18 protein-coding genes are annotated in these 24,779 nt (G+C 74.4%); 5 read left to right on the forward strand and 13 right to left on the reverse strand.

Annotated features, from left to right (window positions below; genetic code table 11):
* Positions 1-7 precede the first annotated feature (7 nt).
* Genes R7226_RS04820 through R7226_RS04830 form a run of 3 tightly spaced genes read right to left on the reverse strand, consistent with a single transcriptional unit; the run spans position 8 to position 3,098 of the window.
* Positions 8-1,144, reverse strand: a complete 1,137-nt coding sequence (locus R7226_RS04820; RefSeq protein WP_318595904.1) for a glycosyltransferase family 4 protein — start codon at positions 1,142-1,144, stop codon at positions 8-10.
* On the reverse strand, positions 1,129-2,118 hold the full coding sequence (locus R7226_RS04825; protein WP_318595905.1) for a GDP-mannose 4,6-dehydratase: 990 nt from the start codon (positions 2,116-2,118) through the stop codon (positions 1,129-1,131). The genes R7226_RS04820 and R7226_RS04825 overlap by 16 nt, the downstream gene beginning before the upstream one ends.
* Positions 2,115-3,098 carry a glycosyltransferase family 2 protein gene (locus R7226_RS04830; RefSeq protein ID WP_318595906.1) on the reverse strand — a complete coding sequence of 328 codons (984 nt, stop codon included), beginning with the start codon at positions 3,096-3,098 and terminating at the stop codon, positions 2,115-2,117. The genes R7226_RS04825 and R7226_RS04830 overlap by 4 nt, the downstream gene beginning before the upstream one ends.
* 23 nt (positions 3,099-3,121) lie before the next feature.
* Between R7226_RS04830 and R7226_RS04835 the strand changes: the two genes are divergently transcribed.
* Genes R7226_RS04835 through R7226_RS04845 form a run of 3 tightly spaced genes read left to right on the forward strand, consistent with a single transcriptional unit; the run spans position 3,122 to position 6,611 of the window.
* A complete protein-coding gene (locus R7226_RS04835; RefSeq protein WP_318595907.1) occupies positions 3,122-3,919 on the forward strand; it encodes a hypothetical protein in 798 nt (265 codons plus the stop codon).
* Positions 3,916-5,433 carry an oligosaccharide flippase family protein gene (locus R7226_RS04840; RefSeq protein WP_318595908.1) on the forward strand — a complete coding sequence of 506 codons (1,518 nt, stop codon included), beginning with the start codon at positions 3,916-3,918 and terminating at the stop codon, positions 5,431-5,433. Before R7226_RS04835 ends, R7226_RS04840 begins: the two co-directional genes overlap by 4 nt.
* Positions 5,434-5,453: 20 nt before the next feature.
* Positions 5,454-6,611 carry a glycosyltransferase family 4 protein gene (locus R7226_RS04845; protein ID WP_318595909.1) on the forward strand — a complete coding sequence of 386 codons (1,158 nt, stop codon included), beginning with the start codon at positions 5,454-5,456 and terminating at the stop codon, positions 6,609-6,611.
* Positions 6,612-6,642: 31 nt separating this feature from the next.
* On the opposite strand, the gene R7226_RS04850 is transcribed toward R7226_RS04845, so the two are convergent.
* From R7226_RS04850 to R7226_RS04870, 5 genes are read right to left on the reverse strand one after another with little or no spacing between them, the layout of a single operon-like run.
* Positions 6,643-7,560 (reverse strand): class I SAM-dependent methyltransferase, encoded by a 918-nt coding sequence (locus tag R7226_RS04850; RefSeq protein ID WP_318595910.1) that lies wholly within the window; start codon positions 7,558-7,560, stop codon positions 6,643-6,645.
* The gene (locus R7226_RS04855; RefSeq protein ID WP_318595911.1) at positions 7,557-9,764 is read right to left on the reverse strand and encodes a hypothetical protein; all 2,208 of its coding nucleotides are present in this window, start codon (positions 9,762-9,764) and stop codon (positions 7,557-7,559) included. Before R7226_RS04855 ends, R7226_RS04850 begins: the two co-directional genes overlap by 4 nt.
* Before the next feature lie 19 nt (positions 9,765-9,783).
* The gene (locus R7226_RS04860; protein ID WP_318595947.1) at positions 9,784-10,932 is read right to left on the reverse strand and encodes a glycosyltransferase family 4 protein; all 1,149 of its coding nucleotides are present in this window, start codon (positions 10,930-10,932) and stop codon (positions 9,784-9,786) included.
* A 5-nt stretch (positions 10,933-10,937) separates the two neighbouring features.
* The gene (locus R7226_RS04865; RefSeq protein ID WP_318595912.1) at positions 10,938-11,648 is read right to left on the reverse strand and encodes a hypothetical protein; all 711 of its coding nucleotides are present in this window, start codon (positions 11,646-11,648) and stop codon (positions 10,938-10,940) included.
* Positions 11,641-13,119 carry a DUF2142 domain-containing protein gene (locus tag R7226_RS04870; protein WP_318595913.1) on the reverse strand — a complete coding sequence of 493 codons (1,479 nt, stop codon included), beginning with the start codon at positions 13,117-13,119 and terminating at the stop codon, positions 11,641-11,643. Before R7226_RS04870 ends, R7226_RS04865 begins: the two co-directional genes overlap by 8 nt.
* A gap of 223 nt (positions 13,120-13,342) precedes the next feature.
* Here R7226_RS04870 and R7226_RS04875 point away from each other — a divergent pair, with 223 nt between their 5' ends.
* Positions 13,343-14,524, forward strand: a complete 1,182-nt coding sequence (locus R7226_RS04875) for a glycosyltransferase family 2 protein (RefSeq protein ID WP_318595914.1) — start codon at positions 13,343-13,345, stop codon at positions 14,522-14,524.
* Positions 14,525-14,537: 13 nt separating this feature from the next.
* On the opposite strand, the gene R7226_RS04880 is transcribed toward R7226_RS04875, so the two are convergent.
* Genes R7226_RS04880 through R7226_RS04890 form a run of 3 tightly spaced genes read right to left on the reverse strand, consistent with a single transcriptional unit; the run spans position 14,538 to position 17,898 of the window.
* On the reverse strand, positions 14,538-15,731 hold the full coding sequence (locus tag R7226_RS04880; protein WP_318595915.1) for a glycosyltransferase family 4 protein: 1,194 nt from the start codon (positions 15,729-15,731) through the stop codon (positions 14,538-14,540).
* Between the two features lie 11 nt (positions 15,732-15,742).
* Complete coding sequence (locus tag R7226_RS04885; protein WP_318595916.1) at positions 15,743-16,996, reverse strand: glycosyltransferase family 4 protein; 1,254 nt, start codon at positions 16,994-16,996, stop codon at positions 15,743-15,745.
* Complete coding sequence (locus R7226_RS04890) at positions 16,993-17,898, reverse strand: methyltransferase domain-containing protein (RefSeq protein WP_318595917.1); 906 nt, start codon at positions 17,896-17,898, stop codon at positions 16,993-16,995. Before R7226_RS04890 ends, R7226_RS04885 begins: the two co-directional genes overlap by 4 nt.
* A gap of 108 nt (positions 17,899-18,006) precedes the next feature.
* Here R7226_RS04890 and R7226_RS04895 point away from each other — a divergent pair, with 108 nt between their 5' ends.
* Positions 18,007-18,984 (forward strand): hypothetical protein, encoded by a 978-nt coding sequence (locus tag R7226_RS04895; RefSeq protein ID WP_318595918.1) that lies wholly within the window; start codon positions 18,007-18,009, stop codon positions 18,982-18,984.
* 18 nt (positions 18,985-19,002) lie between these two features.
* On the opposite strand, the gene R7226_RS04900 is transcribed toward R7226_RS04895, so the two are convergent.
* Positions 19,003-21,852 carry a glycosyltransferase gene (locus R7226_RS04900; protein WP_318595919.1) on the reverse strand — a complete coding sequence of 950 codons (2,850 nt, stop codon included), beginning with the start codon at positions 21,850-21,852 and terminating at the stop codon, positions 19,003-19,005.
* Positions 21,849-24,671, reverse strand: coding sequence for a glycosyltransferase (locus tag R7226_RS04905; RefSeq protein ID WP_318595920.1), 2,823 nt, complete (start codon positions 24,669-24,671; stop codon positions 21,849-21,851). Before R7226_RS04905 ends, R7226_RS04900 begins: the two co-directional genes overlap by 4 nt.
* Between the last annotated feature and the right edge of the window lie 108 nt (positions 24,672-24,779).

The following is a 24,779-nucleotide window of genomic DNA, read 5'->3' on the forward strand; positions in this document are numbered from 1 at the left end:
CGGGTCGTCAGCCGCCGGCGAGCGCCAGCTCGTAGCTGCGGACGGTCTCGCGCGCCGTTCGCTCCCACGAGAAGGCGGCGGCCCGCGCGAGCCCGGCGTCGCGCAGCCGCGCGCGCAGCGGCTCGTCATCGAGCAGCCGCTCGATCGCGCGGCGGATCGCGGCCGGGTCGGCCGGGTCGAACAGCAGCGCGGCGTCGCCGGCGACCTCCGGCATCGACGCGCGGTCCGAGCAGGCGCCCGGCACGCCACGCGCCATCGCCTCCAGCACCGGCAGGCCGAAGCCCTCGTAGAAGGAGGGGAAGAGGTGCGCGGTGCAGGCGCGCCACAGCCCCTCGACGTCGGCGCGCGAGAGCCAGCCGGGGAAGCGCAGCTGCTCCGCGACGCCGCGCTGCCGCGCCCGCTCCAGCAGCACCGCCTCGTGCTCGGTCTCGTAGCCAGGCACGACCAGCAGCGGGCGGCGCTCGTCCGGGATCAGCGCGAGCGCGTCGATCAGCCCCTCGACGTTCTTGTGCGGCCGCTTGGCGGCGAGGCTCAGCAGCAGCGGCCGCGCGCCGAGGCCGAGCCGCTCGCGCAGCTCGGCCTCCGGCGTGACCGGCGCGTCGGCCGGCGGCAGCGTCGTCGCGAGGTGGACGACGTCGACCTGGTCGGCGGCGGTGCCGATGAATCTGACGACGTCGTCCTTCGTCGACCGCGAGTCGGCGATCACGCGCCGCGAGGCGCGCACCGCGGCCGGCACGAGCACTCTCATGCCGAGGCCGCGGAGGCCGAAGTGGGCCTCCGGCGCGACGGCGTAGTGGAGGTCGTGGACGGTCGTCACGCGCGGCGGTCCGCCGCTGAGGCGGCCGGGCCCGGTCGAGGCGAGCGAGTGGACGAGGTCGGCTCTGACCCAGCGCGCCAGCTTCGGCACGTGCCACTGCTCGCCCCACACCCACTGCTTGCGATCGCTGGCGTCGACCGGCGCCAGCACCGACTGGACGACGCCGTTCCAGGGCGCGTCGCGGTCCTCGGCCGCCCGTCTGCTGACGATCGCGACCGGCTCCAGGCCGGGCAGCGCGGCCAACCGCGGCAGCAGCTCGCGGGCGTAGACCTCCATCCCGCCGGTCTCGCCGGGGACGAGGTAGACGAGGTTCAGCGCGACGCGCACGCGCGCTCCAGGTCGGCCGCGACCATCTCGCCGACGAGCTGCTCGAACGACGTCCGCGGCTGCCAGCCGAGCAGCTCGCGCGCCTTCGCCGGGTCGCCGACCGGCGGCCACTGCTCCGGCGGGCGCACGAAGCGCGGGTCGACCAGCACGCGGTCGCCGCCGTCGGGCGCGCGGCTCTCGACGCCGGCGGCGGCGAAGGCGGCGTCGACGAGGTCTCCGACGGTGTGCGGGACGCCGGAGGCGAAGACGTAGTCGCCGGGCTCGTCGTGGCGCAGCGCCAGCACCATTCCCGCGACGACGTCGCGGGCGTGCGACCAGTCGCGCACCGCCGCCTGGTCGCCGAGCGTGAGCGTCTCGGCGCGGCCGGCGGCGATCGCCGCGACGCCCGCGGTCACCTTGCGCGGCAGGAAGCGCTCGGGCCGGCGCGGCGACTCGTGGTTGAAGGTGATCGCGGAGACGAGGAAGCGGTCGTGACGGGCGCGCAGCGCGCCGACGAGGCCGTGCGCGGCCAGCTTCGCGACGCCGTAGGGGCTGCGCGGGCGCATCGGCGCCGTCTCGGACTGCGGCGAGACGCCGGCGTCGCCGAAGACCTCGCTGGAGGCCGCGACCAGCACGCGCACGTCGCGCGCCAGCGCGCCGGCCGCCGCGAGCACGGCCGCGGTGCCGCCGGCGACGGCGGCCACGACCTCGGTCGGGTCCTCCCACGAGTCGGGCACGAACGTCGGCGCCGCGAGGTGGTAGATCTCGTCCGGCTGCGTCGCGGCGATCGCCGCGCGCACCGTCTCGGGCACCAGCAGGTCGGCCGGCAGCAGCGCGACGCGCCCCTCGAGCTGCGGCAGCCCGGCGGCCGCGAACGTCTGCGCGGTCGGCGCGCGGACGGTTCCGATCACCTCGTCGCCGCCGGCCAGCAGCTGCTCGGCGAGGTACCCGCCGTCCTGGCCGGTGACGCCGGTGATGAGGACGCGGCGGCTCACCTGTCGGCCTCGCCGGGCGGAGGCGTCAGCACGCCGTCGCCGCCGAAACGACGGCGCACGGCCGCCAGTGCGCGCGAGGTCCAGCGCAGCCCCGGCAGCCGCCCGGCGCGCTCGATCAGCGGGCCGAACGCGTGGTAGGCGAGCGAGCGCCAGTTGATCGCGCCGAGCGCGGACAGGAGCGCCGTGCGCAGCCGCTGCGCGCGCGGCAGCGACGCGAACGCCGGCGAGCGCCAGCCGACGTCGGCCAGCACCTGCCACGCGACCGTGAGGTGCGGCAGCCGCGCCTGCAGCTTCGAGATCCCGAACGTCTGCACGATCTTCTCGACGCTCGCGCTCGTGCCGCCGACGGCGCGGTCGACGTGCGTCCGCTCGATCGTCGCGATCTTGCCGGCGGCCGCGACCCGCCCCATCAGCAGCCAGTCGTTGCCGAGCACGTTGGGCATCGGCAGCGCGCCGCGCAGCGCGTCGGCGCGCATCAGGCCGTACATCACGCCGTTGTCGTCGACGGTGCGGTAGTAGGTCGTCACACGCGCCGCCGGTGCCTCCTCGAGGTGATCGTGGAGACGGCCGTCGGCGACGTGGCGGTCGCCGTCGAAGTAGCGCGCGCGGCCGTAGGCGACGGCCAGCTCCGGGCGCTCGACGAGCAGCCGCAGGCAGCGCTCGACGTAGTCTGGCTGGAGCCAGTCGTCGTCCGCGAGCAGCATCGCGTACGGGCCGCGCAGCTCGGCGGCGAGCAGGTTGAAGTTGGCCGTCGAACCGCCGGCGTTGGTCGGCTGGCGCAGGTAGCGCACGCGCGCGTCGGCGGCGGCCAGCGCGCGGCAGAGCCGCTCGGTGCCGTCGGTCGAGGCCTGGTCGGAGACGACCAGCTCCAGCTCGCGATGGGTCTGGCCGAGCGCGGAGGCGAGCGTGCGCTCGAGCGTCGCCGCGCGGTTGTACGTCGGCACGGCGATCGTGACGAGCGGCTGGCCGGGGGCGCTCACGCCGCCGATGCGATCATGTCGGTGTGTCCCCTGTCTGTCTGGTGCATCTCGTCTGGGCGCCGCTCGGCGTCGAGCCGCTCCAACGCTTCCTGCGATCGTATAACGATCGCCCGCCGGGCCTCGATCACCGCCTCGTCGTCGTGCTCAACGGCTTCGAGCCCGGGCCGCTGCCGGCGCCCTTCGCGGCCGCGCTCGACGAGCTGCCGCACGAGGCGCTGCGGCCGGCGCGGAGCATCCAGGACCTCGCCGCCTACCGGCTCGCGGCCGGCCACGTCGCCTGGGCCGAGAGCATCTGCTTCGTCAACTCCCACTCCGAGCCGCTCGCCGACGGCTGGCTGGCGCTGCTGCACGAGCAGCTGCACGCGCCCGGCGTCGGCATCGTCGGCGCGACCGGCTCACACGAGAGCACCTTCTCGGCGGCGCCGCGGCCGCTGAAGCCGCTGCGCGCGCTGCAGTACCCGCCGTTCCCCAACCCCCACCTGCGCACCAACGGCTTCATGCTGCGGCGCGACGACATGCTCGCGCTCGACTGGCGGATCGGCCGCTCCAAGAGCGCGGCCCACCAGCTCGAGAGCGGCAAGCGCGGGATCACGCGGCAGCTCGCCGCGCGCGATCGCGCCGCCCGCGTCGTCGACCGCGACGGCCGCGCCCACCCACCGGAGGAGTGGCCGGCGAGCGGCACCTTCCGCAGCGGCGCGCAGGAGCGCCTGCTGATCGCCGACAACCGCACGCGCCAGTACGCCGACGCCGCGCCGCGGGAGCGCGAACGGCTGGCGCGGATGGCCTGGGGCGCGGCTGCCGGTACCGTCACCGGCCGATGAACACGGACGATCCCAGTGCGCCGGAGCAGGCGCCGAGCCCCGCTGGCACGGGACGGGCGGCGCCCGAGGAGGCGCTGACCGCGCCCGACGCCGGCCACCGCGCGATCCGCGGCGGCATGATCCGCGTGCTCGGCTACGGCGCCGGGCTCTTCCTGACAGCGCTCGTGACGCCGTTCCTGCTGCGCCACCTCGGCGTCGCGGAGTTCGGTCAGTACACGACGGTGATCGCGATCGTGACGATGGTGCAGGGGCTGACCGACGCCGGCCTGACCGTCGTCGGGCAGCGCGTCTACGTTCACGCTGACGCCGAACGCCGCCGCACGCTGCTCGCCGACCTGCTCGGGATCCGGCTGGTGCTGACGCCGATCGGGATCGCGTTCGGCGTGCTCTTCGCGGTGCTCGCCGGCTATCCGAACGCGCTCGTCGCCGGCACCGTCGTCGCAGGCGTCGGCGTGATCCTCGGCGTGACCGCGGCGGCGTTGGCGATGCCGCTGAGCGTCGAGCTGCGGCTCGGCGCGGTGACCGCGATCGACTTCGCGCGCCAGCTCGTGATCGTGATCGGGATCGCCGTGCTGATCGCCGCCGGCGCCGGTCTGCTGCCGTTCTTCGGCATCTACGCCGTCGCCGGGGCCGTCGCGGTCGCGGCGGCGCTCGTCTTCCTCGGCACCAGCAGCTGGGTCATGCCGCGCTTCGCCTGGAGCGAGTGGCGGCCGCTGCTGAGAGAGGCGCTGCCGGTCGCCTTCAGCCTCGTCGTCACCAGCACCTACGTGCGCGCGCTGATCGTGATCTGCTCGCTGTTGGCGAGTGAGCACGAGACCGGCCTCTTCGCCGCCTCCTACCGCGTCTCGGAGATCCTCCTCGGGGTGCCCCAGATGATGCTGGGGGCAGCCTTCCCGATCCTCGCGCACGCCCATGCCGCCAACCGTGACCGGCTCGCCTATGCGCTGCAGCGGATGGGCGAGGCGGCGCTGCTGGTCGGCCTCGGGATCGGGCTCGTGCTCGCCGTCGGCGCCGTCCCGATCATCGCCGTGCTCGGCGGCAGCGAGTTCGCCGGCGCCGACGACGCGCTGCGGATCCAGTCGGTCGCGATCGCCGGCGCGTTCGTGACGCAGCTGGCGACCGCCTCGCTGATCGCGGTGCAGCGCAACCGTGAGCTGCTGCTCGTCAACCTGCTGGCGCTGATCGTCGTCGTCGTGCTCGGCTTCACGCTGATCCCGCTGTGGGGCGCCAACGGCGCGGCGCTGGCGGCGAGCATCGGCGAGGTCGTGCTGGCGTTCGCGGGGATGACGCTGCTGGTGCGGGCGCAGCCCGACCTGCGGCCCGACCTGCGCTACGTGCCCAAGCTGCTGCTGGCCGCCGGGGCCGGCTGCCTCTGCCTGCTGCTGCCCGGCTCCGACGCGATAGCCGCGGTTGCCGCGGTCGTCGTCTACGGCGTGCTCGCATGGCTGATGAGAACGATCCCGGACGAGCTGGTCGACGCGCTGCTGAGACGCCAGCCGCTCGCCGCCGAGTAGAGATCGCTACGCTGCCGGCGATGGGCGATTCCGCTGCACCGGCTGGGGGCTCCGCGGCGCGGCGACGGCGCGTCGTGCTGCTGCGCGGCAACGCCGCCAACATCCCCGAGCTGCAGGCGTGGGAGGGCGTCGACGGCTACGACGTCGACGTGCTCGTGCCGGGCTCCAACGACCGCGACGTCTCGGCGCTGGCGCTGGGTCAGATCCCGGCCAGAACCGTCGGCGAGCGGATGCCGGGCGGGCGGTTCGGGCAGCTCGCCACGCGCGCCGTCGGCGACCGCTACCTGGGCCTCGCCGAGCAGCTGAGCGGCGCCGACGTGGTGCACGCGGCCGAGCTGAGCTTCTGGTTCTCGTGGCAGGCGGCGAAGCTGAAGCGGCAGCTCGACTACAGACTCGTGCTGACCGTCTGGGAGACGCTGCCGTTCGTCGACGCCTACCGCAACGTGCGCACGCGGCGCTACCGCCGCGAGGTGCTCGCCGCGACCGACCTCTACCTCGCGACGACCGCGCGAGCACGCGACGCGCTGGTGCTCGAAGGCGTCCCGGCCGCGCGGATCGAGGTCGCGCCGCCGGGGATCGCGATCGACAGATTCGCGACCGCGCGCGTCGCGCAGCCGCCCGCCGACGGGCGCCACCTGATCCTCTCGATCGGACGGCTCGTGTGGGAGAAGGGCCATCAGGATCTGCTGCGCGCCGTCGCGTTGCTGCGCTCCCGCGGCCGCGACGACGTGCGCGTGATGATCCTCGGCGTCGGGCCGGAGGAGAAGCGGCTGCGGGGCGTCGCGCATGACCTCGGGCTCGACGACGTGGTCGAGTTCCGCGGCTACGTCGACAACGAGCAGATGCCGCAGATCTACGCGCAGGCGTCGTGCCTGGTGCTCGCGTCGATCGCGATCCGCTACTGGGAGGAGCAGTTCGGCCTCGTGCTCGCCGAGGCGATGGCCGCGCACGTGCCGGTCGTCGCGGCCGCCAGCGGCGCGATCCCGGAGGTCGTCGGCGACGACGGCACGCTCTTCTCCTCCGGCGACTGGGCCGGCCTCGCCGACGTGCTCGCCGACGGCCCGCTGGCCGCCGCTCCCGGCACCCGTCACGTGCCGGACGCGAGACGACTCGAGCGCTACTCGCACGCCGCCCAGGCGGCGCGCCTGAGCGCCGCCTACGACGGCCTGTTCGCCTGAACGCGGCGGGCCGTCGCCGCGCCGCCGCCGCTCAGCGCGACGGCTTGCGCAGCGCGATCGTGTAGCTGGCGCCGCGCTGCCCGCGCCGCTCGACCGGCGCGACGGCGATTCGCACCAGCTCGCCGCCGAGACGCAGCCCGCGCGCGACCGTCTCGTTCTGCGTCGAGGCGGCCAGCGAGCCGCTCCAGCCAAAGTTGTTCGAGCGCAGCGCGTCCTCGTCCGCCGTCGTCGACCAGGCGACCTCGAGGCCGTGCTTCGCGCCTTCGCCCGCCAGCGCCGCGAGCGGAATCAGCGCGAGGTGGCGCGGCGCGTCGACGTGCGCCCAGCGCCCCCCGAGCAGCTTCAGCTGCAGCGACTCGGGGTTCGGCGCGATCGCGATCAGCATGCCGCCCGGCGCGAGCGCCGCGGCGGCGCTCGCGATCAGCGCGGCGGGGTCGGCGAGGTGCTCCAGCACATGCCACATCACGATCGCGTCGTAGGGGCCCGTGAGCGCCGCGGCGGGATCGTCGGACTGCGTCACCGGCAGCCTCAGCTGCTCGGAGATGAAGCGGCAGCAGCCGGCGTCCAGCTCGATCGCGCTGACGTCGTAGCCGGCACGGCGCGCCAGCTCGAGGAAGCCGCCGTAGGAGGGGCCGATCTCGACCAGCCGGCCCTGCGGCACCAGCCCGCGCAGCAGCTCCAGCCGGTGGGCGGCGTTCTCGTCGCGGGCGACCGCGGCGTCGGCGGAGTCCGGCACGCCGTAGTAGCTGGCGGGGTAGTAGCGGCCGAGGTCGGCCGGCACGTCGGCGAGCGTCAACGTCCCGCAGGCCGCGCACGAGACGTAGCGGAACGACTCGGGCGAGATGCGGTGGTTGCGATCGCGCGCGCTGAAGGCGGGAGCGGTCGGGCCGCCGCAGAGGCGGCACGGCGTCGCGCCCGCGGCGCCGTCGCGCGTCGGTTCGTTCGTCATCGTCTGCATTCTGCGAGCGTCAGGTTGAACAGCCCGGGCCGGCGCGCGCTGCCGTCGGCCAGCGTGCCGGCGCCGCTGCGCAACGTCAGCGTCGTCGGTCTGTCCGCCAGCCGCACGGTGAACGGTCTCGGCGTGCCGGGGACGACGGTGCCGCTGATCGTTCTCGGCGCGCCGGTGAGGCGATAGCGCAGCGGCTCGGGCGTCAGCGGATGGGCGTTGACGAGCCCGTAGAGGCAGCGGTCGGCGCCGTGCGGGAAGACGCGCACCTGCTGCGGTCTGTCGCCGGGACCGAAGCGGTCGGGCAGGGCGTTGCGCACGAGCCACTCGATCCGCAGCGGCGAGGCGAGCCGCTCGAGGCCCGCCCACGCGTACAGCGCGGGGCTTCTGAGCGGCTCCCCGTCGAAGCCGACCGTCGCCTGCCCGGCGGAGGTGACGAGCACGTCGGGCGCGGCACGTCCTCGCAGCTCGACCTCGCCGGTCTCCCAGTCGACGATCGCCTGCGGCGCCGGCGCGCCGGGGACGGCGTCGCTGCCGTCGTTCTCGACGTCGACGGCGAAGCGGTAGCCGAGCGACTCGTTGAAGACCTGCAGGAAGGCCATCTGGGCGGCGAGGTCGGGGTGGATCGTGCCGTCGACCGAGAGCGGCTCGCTGGTCGTGATGTTGGTCGCCGGGGTGGTCGGCGCGACCGCCTCGTCGATGAACTCGAGGTCGCGCGTCGGCACGTCCTTCATGCCGACGACGTTGATGAACTTCTTCGACGGGTGGTAGAGCGCCGCCAGCTGGAACGCGAGCAGGCCGGCCAGCACGACCGCCCCGAGGCCGAAGCGGACGCGTCGCGGCAGCGGTCGCGCGACGATGAACGCGAGCGCCAATGCGATGGCCGCCGCGCCCGCCACCGTGACGTACGCCAGCAGCTCTCTGCTGACCGATATGCGCTGCTCGAGCTTGCCGAGGACGACGTCGCCGAAGAAGTGCGAGGTCGGCGCTATGAAGTATCTGTAGACGTCGCCGACCGGCCACTCGTAGGAGGTCGCGACGAGCCAGGTGACGGCGACGCCGCTGACGGCGATCGACCACAGCGGCGGCGGCTTCTTGAAGACGGCGAGCGCGCCGGCGAGCACGAACGGGGCCGCCAGCACGGCGAAGTAGCGGTCCTCGTTCATCGAGAAGTAGTAGGCGTACGAGAAGATCAGGACGTACGCGAGCACGAGCCACGAGAAGCCGCCCGCGACCGGGTCGGTCGGGCGCCACAGGCCGCGCACCAGCAGCGGCAGCGCGAGCACGAACGGCACGATCGCCGTCCCGATCGCGAGGTGGGAGGCGAGTATCCGCGTGTTGTCCCACAGCACCGGCAGCTCCAGCGGCGGGCGCAGGCGGACGCCGCCGTACATGCTGCCGCCGACGAGCGGATCGGTGCCGACGACCAGCAGCGCGAGCAGCAGCGCGACGGCGCCGAGCGTCAGCAGCGGGTGACGTGTGAACAGCCGCTTCGGCAGCGCTTTGAGCCATGCGACGAGCTGCTCGCCGGCGGGGCGCGCGAACCAGATCGTCGCGAGCGCGGCCGGCGCCATCGCGCCGACCAGCGGCGCCCAGCCGATCCGTGCGATCACCGTCAGCGCGAGCGTCGCGATGACGAGCAGGTCCGAGACGAGGCTGGGGCTGCGCAGCGCGCGCAGCATCGCCCACAGCATGAAGCCGCAGGCGAGCGTGCCGACGGTCGTGTTGAGCGTCGTCGTGCCGTAGAAGGCGAAGCTGCCGGCGGAGGCGATCGTCGCCGGCGCGAGCGCCTGCCAGCGCCCGAGGCCGAGCTGCCGCCCGGCGAGCCAGATCGGCACGACGACGAGACCCTGCGCCAGCGCCGTGATGAAGTGCAGCAGCGCGAACTGATCGGTCGGGTCGTCGTCGAGCAGGACGGAGATCGCGGCAAGCCAGCTGGTCAGCCGCTCAGGCCCGCGCGCGACCGTTCCCTGGAAGAGGTTGGCGGGGTCGCCCTCGATGAAGCGCCCCAGCAGGACCGCGTTCGACTCGTCGATCATCACGAGCCGGCTGTCGAGGCTGAAGTGCGCGACGAGGGCGGTGATCAGCGCCGTCCACGCGGCCAGCACGAGGAGCGGGCCGTGACGCAGCAGCAGGTCGGGAAGTCCGGACTGCGCGGGCGCGGCGTCGGGTGCTGCGGGGGAGCTGTCGCTGACGGAAGCGGCCATTGCGTCTGGCTGCCGGAGGCTAGCGGAGCGTGCGGTAGGCGGCCGCAACCGTGTCGAGCGAACCGTCGAGCGAGAGCCGGCGGGCGTTGCGGCCGAACCAGGCGGCGGTGCTGTCGCGCAGTTCCGGGCCGGCGGCGTGCACGCGCAGGATCGCGGCGGCCAGCTGCTCGGGCTCGACCGAGTCGGCGACGACGCCGTTCTCGCCGTCGTCGACCAGCTCGACGGCGGCGTTGTCGGGCTCGCGCACGACGACGCTCGGGACACCGCGCGCGGAGGCCTCGACGACGACCATCCCGTAGCCCTCGCGCGAGGACGGCAGCACCATGCAGAGGGCGCCGGCGAGCGTCTCCTCGACCTCCTCGCTGGAGACGAAGCCGGGCGCGACGGCGATCTCCTCCAGCCCTTCCTGCGCGATCGCCGCCAGCACCTGCGGCCGCTCCGGGCCGTCGCCGAGCACGGTCAGGCGCAGCTCCGGCGCCTCGCGCCGCGCGCGTGCGAAGGCGCGCACCAGCGCCGGGACGCGCTTTTCGGGGATGTGGCGGCCGGCGAAGGCGACGACCGGCTGCGCCGGCACCGGCACCGGCTGCTCCAGCGAGCCGGCGTACTCGCCGGTGAGGATCGTCGGCTCGCTGCGCAGCCCCTCGTCGCGCAGGCGGCCGGCGTGCAGGCGCGAGAAGCAGAAGGCCTGCTGCGGGACGCGCGCGCAGAGCCGCTGCACGAGCGCGCCGACCGTCCCGCCGGCGCGGCCGAGGTACTCCTCCCAGTAGCTGCGCGACCACACCTCGTGCCAGTCGACGACGAGGCGGAAGCGGTGCAGCGGCCGCGTGACCGCCGCCGCCAGCAGGGAGAAGTACGGGAACGAGGCGGTGTGCACGACGTCGTAGCGGCGGCCGTGGCGCAGCAGATGCCACAGCACCCCGGCGCCGAAGACCAGCGGCGGCAGGATCCGCCGGCGGCCCTCGCCGGCGTAGAGCGCCATCCGCGGCCCGACGACGCGCACGTCGACGCCGTCGACGCCCGGGGAGACGCCGCGATTCCACTGCCGCAGGGTCAGGTAGGTGACCTCGTGACCGTCGGCGGTCAGCCGCTCGGCGAGGTTGCGGTACCAGCGCTCCGCGCCGCCGACGGTGTGCGGGAAGAGGCAGTCGTAGACGAGGCAGATGCGCATCGGCGTCACGTCCCGGCGTCGTCGTCGGAGCCGCCCGGGCGGCGCAGCGCGAGGTAGTACGCGCCCAGCAGCAGCGCGGGGACGCCGAGCCCCAGCAGCGGCAGCAGCAGCCACAGCGCCCACGGCCCCAGCGCGTTGAAGGTCGCGGCGCGCTCGGCGGTCGTGTCGAGGCTGCCGAGCATGCTGCGCGGCTCGGCCTCCGTGAAGGTCGCCTGGAAGGCGACCGCCAGCGGATAGCCGCCGTAGGGCGTCGCGCGGGTGCGCTGCAGCACGCGCGGGTCGGCGGTCGCCGCGAGCGTCGCGGTCCGGCGGCCTCTGTTGGCGACGCAGACGGCGGCCGCCAGCGTCTCGTCGGGCGGATCGAGCGGCACTCGCAGCGTGTGCTCGTCCGCTCTGACGGTCGCCGCGGCGTCGTAGCCGATCCCGTTCACGGTCACGCGCAGCGGCGGCGCCGGCAGCGGCTCGGCGGGATCGAGCATCAGCTGCAGCACCTCGCTGTCAGGGCTGACCACGACGCCGTCGAGGCAGACTCTCTGACCGGGCTCCAGCGGCAGCGTCGTGGCGTTGCGGGCGCCGGTCGGGACCGGCGTCGAGGCGATCCCGCGCTGGTCTCTGGTCAGCCGCGGCAGCAGCTCGACGAAGAAGGCGAGCAGCAGCACCGCCGCGGCGCAGAGGACGACCGCCTGCGCGGTCCGACGCGGGAAGCGATCAGACATAGAAGCGCTCCACCGTGATCAGCAGGCCCGACAGCTGCAGCACGATCCCGACCGTCACGACGAGCACGCCGAAGTACGCGCCGACGCGACGCGGCAGCGACGTCGCGACGAAGGCGATCGCGAGCGCGAACGGCACGATCAGCGGCAGCGCGTAGCGGCCGACGATCAGCGGGTCGCCCGAGCCCAGCAGCGCGAGGTAGGAGACGAGGTGCAGCAGCGCCAGCAGCGAGCCGCAGATCGCGACCAGGCCGAGCACGACGTGGAGCTGCTCGCGCAGCATCCGCCGCCGCGACCAGGCGGCGATGAGCAGGCCCGCGAGGCCGAGCAGCGCGGCGATCCGCAGCCCGCTGTAGACGCGCGCCGGGAAGCGCACCTCCAGCCATCCGAAGGAGCCGAAGAAGGTCTCGACGAACATCTGCCGGAAGCCGTAGTCGGGGCCGACCCGAGTCGGCAGGAAGGGCAGCTTCGGCAGGTAGAACTGCCACACGTGGGAGGCGAACTGCCCGACCCCGAAGCCGCCCTGGTGGATGTAGTTCGTCTGGTCGCCGTAGAGGCTCCCGCCGCTGCCGCCGCCGGCCGCGAACAGCCTGAACAGGATCAGCCCCGCGGCCAGCACGAGCGCGCTCGCGCCGCTCCAGCGCAGCGCGGCGCGCAGCGCCGGCCGGTGACGCCAGCAGGCCAGCGCGAGCACGACCACGAGCGGCGGCAGCAGCGCGAGGCCGCGGCCGTGCGTGAGCGCGGAGCCGGCCGCGAGCGCGCTGAGGCCGGCGAAGCGCGCCAGGCTGGGACCGCGCACGAGCGTCCGCAGCGCCAGCGCCGTGAAGGCCGACCAGATCGTCACGAGCAGCGTGTCGGCGTTGACGATCCCCGCCATCGAGGTCAGCTGCGGCTGCACGGCCACGATCGCCGCGGTCAGGGTTCGGACCCACACGCGCGCCGTCAGCTCGGCCGCCGCGAGCCAGGCGCAGGCGACCGCGACGAGGAACAGCACGATGTTGGCGAAGCGCGACGCGAGCAGATGGTCGTAGAGCGAGTCGCCCGGCACGGCGCGGTAGGCGATCGCCTCGTAGGCGTAGTAGAGCGGCGGGTTCTTCGCGATCGGGTTGGCACCCTCGCCGTCGGCGCGCTGGCGCTTGGTCACCTCCTGCTCGAACTCGCGCCAGCGCTGCTGGTCGATCGAGTTCCACAGCGGGCGCGCGGCGGGTGAGGCCATCAGCATCCGCAGCCCGAGCGCGTCCATCGCGAACGTCTGCTCGCTGGAGTGGCTGCCGGCACCGCCGAACGTCGTCGAAGAGGGTGCGCTGCCGGTCTCGGCGACATGCTGCACGTAGGCGAAGTGCTCGGACTCGTCAGGTCCCTGGAACGGCGGCATCAGCAGCGCCCAGGCGGTCGCCATGATCGCCGCGGCGACGAGCACGAGCGCGAGCGGTGCGGGGACTGCACGCAGTCGCCGGAGAAGCCTTCGGGGCATCCCTCGGAGCGACTCCGTGCGCTGGTTCGCGCGGGGGGCGCGCGGGTCGCGAGAAGCTGCCATGCGGGGCGTCAGCGTACCGGGTGCGCCCGTCCGTCACGGTGCACGGGCGACGGCGCGAGAAAGGAGCGGCCGGCGGTTTCGCTAGCATCAGCGCAACTCGACGGGTCGATTCCCGTCTCAAGTGGTGCCCCGATCCGGTTGCATCCGACCCGACGAGCACATGACGACAGCCCAGAAAGAGAACGCCCTCGGGCGGACAGAGCCTGAGACCGCCGAGCTGCGCGTCTCCGTGGTGATCCCGTGCCTCAACGAGGCCGAGAACATCGAGCAGTGCGTCGCCGCCGCCCTTGGCGTGCTGGAGCGCAACGGCATCGCCGGCGAGGTCGTCGTCGCCGACAACAACTCCGACGACGGCAGCGCCGCGCTGGCCGAGGCCGCCGGCGCCCGCGTCGTCGTCGAGCCCCGCCGCGGCTACGGCAGCGCCTACCTGGCCGGCTTCTCGGCGGCGCGCGGCAAGTACATCGTGATGGGCGACGCCGACCTCACGTACGACTTCAACGAGATCCCCCGCTTCCTCAGAGAGCTGGACGACGGCGCCGACATGGTGATCGGCGACCGGATGAAGAACATCCATCCGGGCGCGATGCCGTGGCTGCACCAGTACGTCGGCAACCCGCTGCTGTCGGGCTTCCTCAACCTGCTGTTCAGAACCGGCGTCAGTGACGCCCACTGCGGCATGCGCGCGGTCCGTCGCTCGACGCTGCCGCAGCTGGCGCTGCGCACGACCGGCATGGAGTTCGCCTCCGAGATGGTGATCCGGGCGGCGAAGGAGAAGCTCGACATCCGCCAGTTCGACATCGAGTACCACCCGCGCGGTGGCGAGTCGAAGCTGTCGAGCTTCCGCGACGGCTGGCGCCACCTGCGCTTCCTGCTCGTCCACTCGCCGAACCACCTCTTCATCTTCCCGGGCGCGCTGATGGCGCTGGTCGGCGCGCTGATCGCCTTGACGGTCGTCGCCAACATCAACGTCTTCGGCCGCGAGTGGGACCTGCACGCGCTGATCGCCGGCTCCCTGCTGCTGGTCGTCGGCACGCAGGTCGTCGCCCTCGGCCTCTGCGCCCACGCCTACGGCACGTACTTCATGAACGAGCGCGATCCGTGGTTCGACCGCATGCGGGCCCGCTTCAGACTCGAGCACGGCCTGCTGCTCGGCGGCGGGATCGTGATCGCCGGCCTCGTGATCGCCGCGATCATCGTGATCGAGTGGATCGACCGCGGCTTCGGCTCGCTCGGCGAGGAGAGACTGGCGATCCTGGCGCTGACGTTCGTGATCGTCGGCATCCAGGTCTTCTTCTCCTCGTTCCTGCTCAGCATCCTCGGCCTGCGCCGCAGCAACGACTGAGCGCCGGACGCGCTCAGCGCGCGGCCAGCGCGGCGCGGAGGCCGGCTTCGACCTGCTCGCCGGCGTGCGACCACGTCCGCCGCGCCGCCCAGGCGACCCCCGCGGCGCTGCGGCGCTCCCACAGCGCGCGGTCGTCGAGCAGCCGCTCCAGCGCTGAGGCGAGCGCCCCCGGATCGAACGCCGCCAGCTCGACGGCGCCGTCGGCGCCCCATTCGGCGCGCGTGCTGGCGACGTCGACGTCGACGCACGGCAGGCCGCACGCGACCATCTCCTGCGGCACCAGCGACGGGTTCGTCAGCGACAGCACCATGCCGGCGGTGGCCGTCGCGTAGGCCTCGGCGAGCTGCGCCGGCGACAGCAGCCCGAGCTGCTCGCAGGGGAAGGGCGTCGCGACCGGCGCGGGCGAGCCGAACAGCGCCAGCTCGACCTCGGGCCGCCGCCGGCGCAGCTCGGCGAGCGCGAACAACCCCAGCGGGACGGCCCGCCGCGGCGTGCTGGCGCGCGCGTAGAAGAGCACGCGCGCGGGCCGGCGCGCACCCGTCGCGGGGCGGTAGCGGGCGTGGTCGATGCCGAGGTCGAAGTGGCTGCTGGCGGCGCCGTAGCGGTCGCGCAGCAGCCGCGCCAGCCACGCCGAGGCGGCGATGCAGTGAAGGCCGGCGCGGTAGGTCGCCGCCGCCCACTCCGACTCGGCCGAGGTCGGGTGGAACTCCGGCTCGTGGTCCTGCACCAGGTACGCGCGCGCGCGGCAGCCGGGCAGCAGCTGGGCGCGGTAGGCGGTCGGCCAGCTGGTCGCGAGCACGACGTCGGCGCCCGCCCAGGCGGCGAAGCCCTTGCGGACGGGGCCGGCGCAGCCGCCGAACTGCTCGCGCAGCCGCTGCCCGACGGCGGCCTCGTCGAGCGCGGCGTGGCGGCCGGTCGGGTCGTCGAGCCAGATCGAGCAGGCGTGGCCGCGCGCCTCCAGCGCCCGCACGAGGTTGAAGATCGTCGCGTGGCCGCCGCTGCCGGTCGGGAACCACGGGATCACCACGGCGACCGTCAGCGGCCCGTCGGCCGCGCCCGTCGCGGCGTCGAGCGGCGCCAGCGGCGCGGCGCCTCTGCGCGCCAGCTCCGCGACCGCGGCGTAGGCGGTGAAGGCCGACTCGTCGACCGGCGCCGGCCGGCCGCGCAGCCGCCGCACCGCACGGTCGATCAGCGGGTGCCGGTCCATCCGCGGGCCCCTCAGCCGGTCAGCTTCGAGCGCACCCGGCGCGTGAACGGGCGCATCAGCTTCCACACCGGCTGCATCGCGGGATGCTCGCGCAGGCGCTTCAACCGCCGCCACGCCGTCGTCTGCTTGACCCGCAGCGCCGGTTTGGCGAGCCGTCTGTACTCGTTGCGCTCGTGCATCAGCAGCCGCTGCGTCTCCAGCGCCAGGCGGCTGTCGGCGACGAGCTGGCGGGCGCCGGCGTAGGGCGGGGGCGGCGGGTCGCGATGGATCTTCTCCAGCGCCGCGGCCATGAACGTGCCGGACTGCTCCCAGGTCGGCCATGAGCGCGCCGTCTCCAGCGCGTTGGTGCGCAGGAACGTCAGCAGCCGCCGGTCGCGCGCCAGCAGGTCGAGCGCGCGCGCCGTGCCGGCCGGGTCGTCCCAGTCGACGACGAGGCCGTTCCAACCATGCTCGATGTACTCGTCGAAGCCGGTGACGGGGGCCACGACGCAGGTCGCGCCCATGTGGAAGCCCTCCAGCGGAGGTCCGAACATGCCCTCGACCTTCGACAGCTTGAGCACGACGTCGCTCGAGCCGTAGAGCGCGGCCATCTCGCGATGCGTGAGCGGGCCGACGACGGCGTCGGCGGAGCCGGGCTCGATCTTCGAGGCGTCGCCGGTGACGACCGTCAGGTGGCGCGGCTCGCGCATCGCTCTGACGACGCCGATCGACTCGTAGACGCCCTTGAACCAGACGTCGGGGTTGCCCTCGACGACGATCCGCAGCGGCTCGTCGAGCCGCACGTCGAGCGTCTCGGGCGAGCGGAAGACGTCCTTGTCGATCCCGTTGCGGACGAACAGGCAGGGCGCGTCGGGCCGCACGCGCGCGAGCGTCTCGGCGATCCACGTCGCCTCCGTCACGTAGCTGACGGGCAGGTCGAGGATCGCGGCGGCTGCCGGCCGCTCGGCGGTGAGGCGGTCGTAGAAGCGGTCCTCGAAGCTCTGGAGGAAGTGGACGTATCGATCGGCCTCCAGCTCGAACAGCGAGTAGGCCGTCTCCCACCAGGTCGCGATCGCGACGTCGAAGCGCTCTCGGCGCGCGTCGTCGAGCCCCTCGACGTGCAGGTGGGCGAGTCCGTCGAACTCCCACGGCGCCGCCTCCTGCTCGCGCACGAGCACGAGCGTCACGTCGTGGCCGTGTCTGAGGACCAGCTCGCGCGCGTGCTGGACGACGACGCCGACGCCGCCGGACAGCTGCAGGTCGTTGAGGAGGAAGGCGACCTTCACGCGTGGCCGCTGGCGGCGGGCGCGTCGGAGGCCTCGTCGTCGCTCGCGGGCGCCGGCGCAGCGGCGGCAGCCGCCTCCGCGGCGGCCTGCTCGGCCGCGGCGAGACGCTCCTCGAGCGCCTTCACGGCGGTCGCGTAGTAGAGCAGGTCGCTCTCGCGCTGCCGCTCCCAGCGGCGCTGCGCCTCGACGTCGGACTGGACGACGCGCGCGACCGGCGCGCCGGCGAACTGCTCGGCGCCGTCGCCGAAGGCGAGCAGCACGTGCGAGGGGACGCCGGGCGCGAGCGCGAACGCGGCGCTGCCGTCGGCGCTCTCGGCCGGGTCGGCGATCGCCGAGCCGTTCAACGCGAACTGGTGCAGCACGACGTGGTCGGCGGGCAGCAGCGCGCGCAGCTCCTCGACAGCGCCCTCGCCCCAACTGGTCGTGTGATGCGGGTTCTCGATCGCCCAGAAGGCGTCGTTGGGAACGCTCAGCACGACCGTCGCGCCGGGACGGGCGGCCAGCTCGACCAGCAGCGCGACGAGCGGCGCGAAGTCGTCGAGGTGCTCGATCGTCTCGAAGCAGGTGACCAGCAGCGGATCGTCTCTGTCGCCGAGCGCCCCGCGCACCTGCGCGACGCCCTCCGGCGTGGCGAGGTCGGCGGCGAGCGCGACCGCTCTTCTTCTGCCGATCGCCGCGGCGGCGCGGTCGGCGACCGCCTGCTCGCGGTCGACCAGCAGCGCGCGGCCGGCGTAGGCCTTGCCGGCGAGCGCCGCGGCGGCCCCGATCCCGCTGCCGCAGCCGAGGTCGCACCAGCGCGTGCTGGCACGGATCAGCGGCGCGGCGAGCGCGTACCGCAGCTCGTGCTCGGCGCGGATGGAGGGGCGGGTGTCGTCGGCGATGCGTTCTTGCCAATCGGGCATGCGAAGGCTCCTGCTCGCCGCGGAAGGCTACCTGGCGGCCCCGCTGTCCGCGTGACGCTGGCCGTCTCCGTACCATCAGCGCATGCGCCAGCGACCCGCCCGCCGCCTGTGAAGCCCGCGTTCGCCCGCTCAGGACTGCCCTACACGGCGCCTGCGGAGCACGAGCCGCTGCGGCTCGCCTTCGTCGGTCAGGGGACGTTCTTCGAAGCGTGCGCGCTGATGCGCGGGACGCCCGAGCTGGAGACCCGCTTCATCGAGTTCCGCGAGGGCGCCGAGCTGGGCCGGCTGCTCGCCGAGCTGCACGCGTGGCGGCCGCACGTGGTGCTGGTGTTCCGTCCCGAGATCGTGCCGGCGGGGGCGTTCGCCGAGCTCGACGCCGCGACGCTCGGGTTCCTCACCGAGCCGCTGCCGCGCGGCGCCGGCGCGCACGCCGACCTCGAGACGCGGCTCGCGTCGCTGCGCAAGGTCGACCGCGGCAACTTCGACCGGATCGTCGCGTTCGACCCCAACATCGTCGGCGCCGCCGAAGAGGTGCTGCCGGTCTGGCGCTCGCTGCCGCTGCCGGTCGACGACCGCTTCTTCGCCGACGTCGAGCCGATCCGGGCGCGGCCGGGCGTGATGTTCGTCGGCCGCTCGACGGCCCACCGCGAGCAGCTGCTGATCCCCTCCAAGCACAGCTTCGACGTGCTGCACCTCGCCTTCGGCGTCGACGCCGCGCGGCTCGACGCGCTGATGCGCGAGCACCACGTCGGGATCAACCTCCACAACGAGCCGTACCCGTCGTTCGAGAACCGCGTCTCGCTCCACCTCGCGGCCGGCCACCTCGTGCTGAGCGAGCCGCTCGACCCGCTGCACGGGCTGGAGCCGGGGATCGACTTCATCGAGGTCGGCACGGCCGGCGAGCTGCACAACCGGATCGAGCTGCTGCAGCGGCTCCCCGACGCCTACCACCGCGTCCGCGTGCGCGGTCGCATGAAGGCCGAGGGCTTCCGCGCCTCACGCGTCTACCCGCGCCTCGTCCACGACCTGCTGCTCGACCTGCGCGCCTTCGGGACCGAGCGGGCGGCCGTCGCCGCAGCCGCCTGAGCCGGCCCGGCGGCCGCCTCAGCGGTTGACGCGGCGGCGAACCTGCTTGCCGACGTCGCGGACGGTTCTGACGGCGAGCTGGGCGGCGCTCTGCGACAGCTCCGCGTTGAGCGCCCGCAGCCGGCCGCTCTCGTCCTTCAGCGCCTTGATCTCCGCCAGCAGCACCTCTTGGTCGGCGCGCCACCGCGCGGCCTTGCCCTCGAGGTCGTCGATCCAGGCGCGGTGCTCGGCCAGGCGCGCCTCGTAGACCTCGCGCTGCTCCTCGACGACGGCGCGCAGCTGCGCGCGCTCACCGCGCGCTCCGCGCAGCAGCCCGGTCAGGTCACCGCTCGCGAGCGTCCCGTCGGCGGCGAGCGGGCGCTCGACCCGCAGCCACTGCTCGGCGTCGTACGGCGGCTCGTTGGTCACGCGCGGCCAGTCGGCGCGGAAGCCGGCCCAGCGGCCGGGCCGGCGCTTGGCCGCCAGCGGTTCGGGCACGACCTGCAGTCGCAGGCCGGCGGCGACGGCGCGGTTGAGCAGCTCGTCGTCGACCTCGTCGCCGTCCGCGTCGGCGGCGAAGCCGCCGAGCCGCTCGAGCGCGGCGCGCCGGATCGCGTACGGGCCGGCGGTGAAGGCGGCGCCGTCGAGCCCGGCCAGCGGCGGGCCAGGCAGCGGCACGAAGGCGTGCCAGGCGGCGTCGCGCTCGTCACCGTCGGCGGCGGCGACGCCGTCCGGGCCGTCGCTGCCCGTGCCGTCGCGCCCCTCGTCGTCCGCGACCGCGCCGTCAGCGCCGCCGAGCTGGTCGAGCACCGCGCACGCGCAGAGGTCGGCCTCCGTCGCGGCGACCGCCCGTCGCAGCCCGTCGGCGAACGACGGCAGCGGCACGTCGCCAACCGGCACGAGCGCGAACAGCTCGCCGCTGGATGCCTCCAGCGCGGCGGTCCGCGCGTCGGCGGCATGGCCGGGGCGGGCAGGGCGGACGACCGTCACGCCGTCCGCGACGGGGCCGGCGCCGGTCACGTCCGCGGCGCGCAGATCGGCGACGACCAGTTCGACGCCGTCGCCGTCGCGCAGCGCCGCGAGCTGCTCCGCGAGCAGCTCCTCGTCGCCGTCGAACAGCAGGCAGGCGGTCACCGTCGGCAGCGCGGGCGCGGCTGCCCCGGGCGCCTCCTCCGCGACGTCGTTGGTCCGCCGCACGGCGCGGTGCCAGCGGTCGTAGGCCGCGTCGACGGCGGCCGTCGTGGCGGGCGGCCGCGCCGGGGCGACCGGCGTCGTCAGCCGGTGCGCCAGCAGCTCCGCCAGCGGCGCCGGGTCGACGGCGACCGTCGGCGCCGTCAGCGGGACCGGGAGCGGCGGACCGGCGGCGGCGAACATGTGGTCATCACGCTGCCGAGCGTCGATCAGCTCGCCGCTGCCGCCCGACTGCGCCGCGACGAACGGCACGCCGAGCGCGATCGCCTCGCTGACGGTGTTGGGAGCGTTGTCGACGAGCGACGGCATCGCCGCCAGCACGCCGGGGCGGGCGAGGTACTCGGCGGCGCCCTGCTGGTCGCGGTCGCTGACGACCTCACAGCCCCATGGCCAGCGCTCGGCGCGCTCGGCGACGTAGGCGTCGGCCGGCTGTCCGAGCACTTCCGCGACCGGTCCGAGGAAGGTGACGGAGAAGCGCGGGAGGTCGTCGCGGGCGGCCAGCAGGTCGAGCGCGTCGCAGAGCGTCACGACGCCCTTGCGCGTCTCGATGCGACCGAAGAAGACGATCTCGTCCGGCAGCGTCGCCGCGTCGGCGGAGGCGGGGTGGCCGGGGGCGGCGACCGCGGCGCCGCCGTTGCTGCGGGCGCGGACGGCGCGCGGCACGCGCGTCGTGCTCGGTCGCACCGCGGCCGGCGTCGCGTATGGCTGCACGTGCACACGGTCGGGCAACGTCCAGCCGTGCTCGCGCATGTAGCGGTGGAGGTAGCGGCTGGGGCCGAGCAGCACGTCGGCGAGCGCGACGCTGACACGCTCCAGCGCCTCGTTGACGAGGAACTCCTCGCGCGTCAGCGCGACGCGGTTGGCCTCCGCCGCCCAGCGCGTCGGCCCGTGCGTGCCGATCGCGAAGGTCGTGCGCGCGAACGCCGCGCCCTGGCGCTTGGCGAGCTGCGCGTAGGCGCCGTGGCCCATGTTCTCGGGCAGGTGGACGACGTCGAACGGCTGCTCGTCGCGCAGCCAGCAATAGACCTCGTAGGAGACGCGGGCCGGATAATGCAGGTTCTTGACCGATCCGCCGCCCGGCGCTCGGATGACCTCCAGGCGCACGTCGCGCTCGGCGTAGTGGCGCCGCCAGCGCTCGTTCGACGTCTCGGCGCCGGCCTCCTGCCAGCCCGTGAAGAGCAGCGTCACATCGTGACCGCCGCGCGCGAGCGACTCGGCGAGCGACGTCGCGGCGGTGCCGATGCCGCCGCCGGTCATGCCGGAGGCCTCGAAGCTGACGACGCAGACGCGTGCCGGCGCGTCCGCCGCGGTGATCGTCGCGGTCTCGACGGTCGCGTCGAGCGCGAGCGAGTGGGGGCCGGCGGCGAGCAGCTCCGGCACCTGCGGCGAGCCGGGAGGGGCGGCGACGACCAGCGGCAGCTCGGCGCCCGGCTGCCCGGGAGCCGCCGCGAACGTCGCGAGGGCGGTCGCGAGGCCGTGCGCCTCGACGCGCTCGCGCAGCGCGGTCAGGCCCGCGCTCGACGCCTCCGCGGCGCTTCCGGCGATGACGGTGGCCGCGGCTCTCGCCGGCGCGCCGAGCTGCTCGGCCGTCGCCAGCAGCACGTCGCCGTCGCCGGCCTCGACGGGATCGGTGACGACCGCGCCGCCGAGCGAGGCCGCGAGCCGCTCGGCGATCGCGAGAGGCTCGTCCCAGTTCACCGCAGCTTCCGCCGCATCAGCTCGATCCGCCATCTCGCGAACCGTACGCCTCGGCGCGGCCACTCGCTCACCGGGCCGCGCGCGGCGCGCGGCATCCGCTGCTGAGCGCGCGCGAGCGCCGACGGCGCACGCATCGCCGCCAGCGCGGCGTCGCGGTCGCGCAGCACCGCGCCCAGCTCCTCCTTCTGATGCTCGTACAGCTCGACGAGGTCGCGATACTCCTTCAGGCGCGCCTCGTAGGCGTCGACGAGCTCCTGCTGGCGCGCGATCTGCACCAGCACGCGGTCCGTGCTCTCGCCGACGGTGCGGTGCGCGCCCGTCAGCAGCGCTGGGAGGTCGGCGAGCTGACCCTCGAGCCGCCGGCGGAACGGCCGCAGGCGACGGATCTCCGCCTCGCCCTCGGGCAGCGGGAAGGGGGCGCTGCCGATGAAGCGCGAGCGCAGCTCGGTCCAGGCGTCGTCGCGGATCGTCGTCAGCAGCGGCTCGGGGTGGACCTCCAGCCGCAGGCCGTCGAGCGCGGCGCGCGCGAGCAGCTCGTGATCGGTCGTCTCGCCCCACGTGTCGCTGGCGTAGCCGCCGAGCCCGCTGAGCGCCGTGCGCCGGATCGCGTACGACCCGACGCTGAGCGCCGGGTAGACGGCGGCCGCGATCGCCGGTCCCGCGATCGGCACGAACGCGAGCAGGTCGGCGGGCACGTCCTTGCGGCTCAGCGCTCTCGGGATGCCGGTGTCGCGGTCGGCGGCCGGGTCCCGCGAGATCAGCGTGAGCAGATCCGCTCCACTGGCGGCGGCCGCTGTGCAGACCTGCTCGACGAAGGCCGCGTCGGGCTGCTCGTGGCCACGCAGCACGAACAGCAGGTCGGCGTCGAGCCGCTCGGCGAGCGCACGCCGCGCCGGGCCGGCGTCGCGACCGGCGGCGCGCACCAGCTCGACGTCGGCAGGCGCGTCGTCCAGCTCGGCGTCCGGTGCGACCACGGCGGCGATCTGCAGCGGCTGCTGCGTGCCGTCGCGCAGCGCGGCACTGAGGCGCCGCAGGTCGTCGCCGTCGGCGTCGACGATGCAGACGGCGGCGGTCAGGGCGGAGGTCTTGGCAGCGGCCGGCGGCGTCGCGGGGCGCGCGGCGATCGCGCGATGCCAGCGGTCGTAGACGGCGTCGCCGGCGGCGTCGCCGACGGCCGGCGCGACGCTCCCGGCGGCGTCGGCCGCCTTCGCGCGCAGCGCCGTCGCGAGCGCCCGTGCGTCGAACGGCTCCTCCTGGGCCGCGAAGGTCGGCGGCTCGAGCGTCGTGGCGTTGCGCCAGCCGTCGAAGGTCGAGCCCGCGAGGTCCTCGGTCGCGATGATCTCCGCCGTGCCGCCGGAGCGCGAGGCGATGAACGGGACGCCGAGCGCGACGGCCTCGTAGACGGTGTTCGGCGAGTTGTCGACGAGCGACGGGATCGCCACGACGCACGGCGTCTCGCGCAGGTGCGCGATCGCCTCGTCGTGGCCGAGGTCGGGCAGGATCGTCCAGTCGAGGCCCCAGTCGGCGGCGCGCCGCTCGACGAACGCCGTCGAGTCCTCGCCGAGCACGCGCTCCGGCCGGCCGACGAAGGTGACGCGGTCGAACGGGCAGTCGCCGTCGGCGACGAGCAGGTCGACGGCGTCGCAGAACGCCTCCAGGCCCTTGCGCGTCTCCAGCCGTCCGAAGAAGACCAGCTCGCGCGGCGCGGGACCGGCGGCCTCGCCGGCGCTGTCCTCCGCCATCCGCCGGACCGACTGCGGACGCGAGTACTGCTGCACGAAGGTGCGCTCCGGCAGCTCCCAGGCGCGGTCGCGCATGTAGTCGACGAGGTAGGCGCTGGGGCTCAGGATGACGTCGGCACGAGCGACGCTGAGCCGCTCCAGCCGCTCGGTCACGAGCATGTCGATCTGCTCGATCCCCTCGCGGTTGCACTCCGCGACCCAGCGCGTCGAGGAGTGCGTGCCGATCACGAACTCGACGTCCTGGTAGGCGAGGCCCATCGCCTTCGCGGTCTGCGCGAAGGCGCCGTGGCCGAGCGTCTCCGGCAGGTGCACGATGTCGAACGGCCGCTCCGCGTGCGCCGCGGAGAGCCAGCGGTGGAACTCGTAGGCGCGCCGCACCGCGTGGTGGGGGCTGCGCACCGGCGGATCCCACGGCGTGCCGAGCAGCGCGAACTCGATCCCGCTGGCCGCGAACCGCGCGCGCCACTCCGGCTCGCGCGCGGCGGCCGGCGGGTCCATCCAGCCGGTGAAGAGGACGGTGACGTCGTTGCCGGCGGCGGCGAGCGTGTGCGCGAGCGAGTGGTAGGCGGTGCCGATGCCGCCGTTGCCGGTCGGCCCGGTGATCTCGTACGAGGCGATCAGCACGCGGGCCGGGCCGGCGGCGTCGACGCCCGCGATCGCGGGGTCGAGCGCGAGGCTCAGCGGTCCGGTCTCCAGCAGCGGCTCGACGTCGTCACCGGCTCTGCAGGCGACGACGAGCGACCCTTCGGTGCGCCCGCCGCCCGCCTCGCCGTGGACGATGCCGGAATACGGCGTGCTCCAGCCGGCGGCCGCGGCGGTCGCGCGGGCGGCCGCGATCGCGTCGAGCGACGAGCCTGCGGGCGCGAGGTCGACGGCGACGACGATGCGCGCGTCGGCGAGCCCCTCCCACGTCGCGTCGCCGGTCAGCAGGACGATGCTGTCGCGCAGTTCGCCGTCCGCGAGCGCGCCTGCTGATGCTGCCGCGCTCGCGGTCAGCTCGCTGGGGAGCGCGACCTCCGTCCTGCCGAGCACGACGACCCGCTCGAGTCCGGCGGCCGCCGCGACGCGGCTCAGCACGAGCGTCAGATTGGACGTCCGAGCCGCGGACGCATTGCCTTTACTAGAAATGAGGGCACCCCCTGCCATGTGGCCGCATCGTAGGGAACCGGCGTCCGAGATGCCGGC

This window comes from Conexibacter stalactiti (assembly GCF_033542075.1).
GTDB lineage: Bacteria > Actinomycetota > Thermoleophilia > Solirubrobacterales > Solirubrobacteraceae > Conexibacter > Conexibacter stalactiti.

Excerpts from the sequence above, each read along its gene's own strand:
- R7226_RS04880 (WP_318595915.1), bottom strand. The coding sequence starts at position 15,731 with ATGGACCGGCACCCGCTGATCGACCGTGCGGTGCGGCGGCTGCGCGGC.
- R7226_RS04865 (WP_318595912.1), bottom strand. The coding sequence starts at position 11,648 with ATGTCTGATCGCTTCCCGCGTCGGACCGCGCAGGCGGTCGTCCTCTGC.
- R7226_RS04855 (WP_318595911.1), bottom strand. The coding sequence starts at position 9,764 with ATGGCCGCTTCCGTCAGCGACAGCTCCCCCGCAGCACCCGACGCCGCG.
- R7226_RS04840 (WP_318595908.1), top strand. The coding sequence starts at position 3,916 with ATGAACACGGACGATCCCAGTGCGCCGGAGCAGGCGCCGAGCCCCGCT.
- R7226_RS04845 (WP_318595909.1), top strand. The coding sequence starts at position 5,454 with ATGGGCGATTCCGCTGCACCGGCTGGGGGCTCCGCGGCGCGGCGACGG.
- R7226_RS04850 (WP_318595910.1), bottom strand. The coding sequence starts at position 7,560 with ATGACGAACGAACCGACGCGCGACGGCGCCGCGGGCGCGACGCCGTGC.
- R7226_RS04870 (WP_318595913.1), bottom strand. The coding sequence starts at position 13,119 with ATGCCCCGAAGGCTTCTCCGGCGACTGCGTGCAGTCCCCGCACCGCTC.
- R7226_RS04875 (WP_318595914.1), top strand. The coding sequence starts at position 13,343 with ATGACGACAGCCCAGAAAGAGAACGCCCTCGGGCGGACAGAGCCTGAG.
- R7226_RS04890 (WP_318595917.1), bottom strand. The coding sequence starts at position 17,898 with ATGCCCGATTGGCAAGAACGCATCGCCGACGACACCCGCCCCTCCATC.
- R7226_RS04860 (WP_318595947.1), bottom strand. The coding sequence starts at position 10,932 with ATGCGCATCTGCCTCGTCTACGACTGCCTCTTCCCGCACACCGTCGGC.